Raw genomic sequence first — 2,661 nt, forward strand, 5'->3', positions numbered from 1 at the left:
GGATTTGTCGAAGGAACATTTTCCTTCGACATCATCCACTGGAATCACGCGCGTTCCGCGGACATTCTTGTCGGCGCGAACTGGAGCGACGACGCCAATGCACTCGGATGGAAGGGTACAACAACTCTGGCAGGGACGGCAGGCCACGGAACGTCGAGTCCCTACGACATCCACAATACCCTTATCGCGGCGGGACCTGCGTTCAAGAAGAGCGCTCAGAACAAGGTGGCGACGGGCAATGTCGACTTGGCGCCGACCATTCTTCAATTGATGGGAATCCCCCTCGCCTCGTCCATGGAAGGGCGCGTTCTGACCGAGCTATTCGCGGATGGCCCCCAGCCCAACGATGTTTCCTCCGAGACGCGCGAATTCTCGGTGGAGTCAAAACGTGCTGGCAGTACGTATCGATGCAGTCTCAGTGCTTCCACCGTCTCGGGTAAACGGTACGTGAACTTCACACGAACGGAGCGTATCCACAACACACAGTGAGGTGGCGATGAGCGGCTCATGGATGATCTATGGCGCAAACGGCTACACCGGACGCCTGTGCGCACGCGTGGCAAAAGCGCGCGGCCTCTCCCCCGTACTTGCGGGACGCGGCAAACAGGAAATCGCTCGGCTTGGCCAAGAGCTTGGCCTCGACACGCGCGTCTTCGATCTTTCGAACGCAGGCGCTGTCGCTACGAGCCTAAAGGGAATTGATGCGGTCCTGCACTGCGCGGGGCCTTTCTCTGCCACGCACAAACCGATGCTATCGGGTTGCGAACAAGCCCGCTGCCATTACCTCGACATAACCGGGGAAATCGATATATTCGAATCTGTGCATCGCAATGATGCCCGCTGGAAACAGGCAGGCATCGTTGTAATGCCTGGAGTGGGATTCGATGTCGTGCCGTCGGACTGCCTTGCCGCTATGCTGAAACGCGAGTTGCCCGACGCGACTCACCTGACCCTGGCATTCCGCTCGAAACGCGGCAGGGTAAGCCCTGGCACGGCGAAGACCATAGCCGAAGGTCTTCCGCATGGATGCCGCATCCGGCGCGATGGGCAGTTGGTGGAAATCCCTTCCGCTTCGAAGACTCTTTCTATCGCATTCGAGAACACGCCGGAATTGGCCGTGGTCATCCCATGGGGCGATGTATCGACGGCGTTCTGGTCTACCGGCATCCCCAACATCGAAGTCTACATGCACATGCCCGAGAAGCAGATCCGGCAGATGCGCTCCTTGCGTTTCGTCGCTCCATTGCTGGGCTTTGGATTTGTGCAGTCTATCATCAAGAGCCGCATCGCGAAGACTGTTCAAGGTCCAACCGATTCGGAGCGCGCAAACGACGAAACCATACTCTGGGGCAAAGCCGAAAACGCCGATGGCGATACCAAGGTGATTCGACTTCGCACGCCGGAAGGCTATACGCTTACCGCTGATGCGGCGGTTTCAGCAATCACCTGCCTGTTGGAATCGCCGTTGCCACCGGGGGCATACACACCGTCGAAGGCGTTTGGACCCGATTTTGTGCTCGGGTTGGAAAACGTGAAGAAGCTCGAGGGATAGAGCGACGAACTGGCACTTCTGGGGGGGGGAATGCAGATGGTTCAAGATTTCGCAAGAGCAATCGCCGTGGCTTTCATTCTAGTTGGGGCGTGCGTTCTGCCTGCTTCCGCCGACGAAGCGCCTGCTTACCGATGGGTCAATGTCACCATGACCGCACCGTTCACGCCGCGCGATGGCGCGGGCGCGCTAAGCTACGAAGGGAAGATGTGGCTCATCGGCGGCTGGAATTCCAAGGACAAGGTCAATTTCCCGAAGTCATGCGTCAACGACGTGTGGAGCACCACCGACGGTCTCACGTGGACCCTCGTGAAACCCAACACGTTTGGACTTCCCGAATTCGATCCCGCGCACGACTGGGAAGGGCGCCATACCGCAGGCTACGTGGTCTACAAGGATAAGATGTGGATTGTCGGCGGCGATCCCCTTCAAGGGCATTATCAGAACGACGTGTGGAACTCCAGCGACGGCAAGACATGGACGCGCGTAAACAAAGGACGCAACGTGCCGTGGGGCCCTCGCGTCCTGCATTATACCGTCGTGTTCAAAGACAAGATTTGGGTGATGGGTGGGCAGACCACGATTCTCTACGCGCCCGGGCCGGAAGTCTTCTACGACGATATCTGGAACTCTTCCGACGGCATCACCTGGAAACGAATCCGGCCCAAGGGTCCGCATTGGTCGCCGCGTGGCTTAATCGGCGGGCATGCCGTCTTTAACGATCGCATCTGGATACTCGGAGGCGGCACCTACGAATCGCCGAAATCGCCGATACGCAACTTCTACAACGACGTGTGGAGTTCGCCGGACGGCAAACGCTGGACCTGCCACCTCGAACATGCGCCGTGGCATCCTCGCCAATATCACGATGTCGCCGTGTGGGACAACAAACTTTGGGTCATGGAAGGCTGGAACAAGACGAACCGCAACGACGTCTGGTACTCGTCCGATGGAGTCACTTGGCATGAACTCAAGGACACGCCCTGGAAGATCAGGCACGCCGCGAGCGTCTTCGTGTTTGACGACGCGCTGTGGATGGTCGCGGGAAACAACATGGAACCCGACGTCTGGAAACTCGAACGGGTGCAAACGACGACACAGTAATTGAGGTC

The 2,661-nt window shown here is 58.2% G+C and carries 3 protein-coding genes; all 3 read left to right on the plus strand.

Annotation, left to right across the window (positions count from 1 at the left end; genetic code table 11):
* A partial coding sequence (locus K1Y02_26820; GenBank protein MBX7259997.1) for an alkaline phosphatase family protein occupies window positions 1–489 on the plus strand: 489 nt, incomplete at its 5' end.
* Between the two features lie 7 nt (window positions 490–496).
* Window positions 497–1,552, plus strand: coding sequence for a saccharopine dehydrogenase NADP-binding domain-containing protein (locus K1Y02_26825; protein ID MBX7259998.1), 1,056 nt, complete (start codon window positions 497–499; stop codon window positions 1,550–1,552).
* 36 nt (window positions 1,553–1,588) lie between these two features.
* Window positions 1,589–2,653 (plus strand): hypothetical protein, encoded by a 1,065-nt coding sequence (locus K1Y02_26830; GenBank protein ID MBX7259999.1) that lies wholly within the window; start codon window positions 1,589–1,591, stop codon window positions 2,651–2,653.
* Window positions 2,654–2,661: the final 8 nt, after the last annotated feature.

The organism is Candidatus Hydrogenedentota bacterium, assembly GCA_019695095.1.
GTDB lineage: Bacteria > Hydrogenedentota > Hydrogenedentia > Hydrogenedentales > SLHB01 > JAIBAQ01.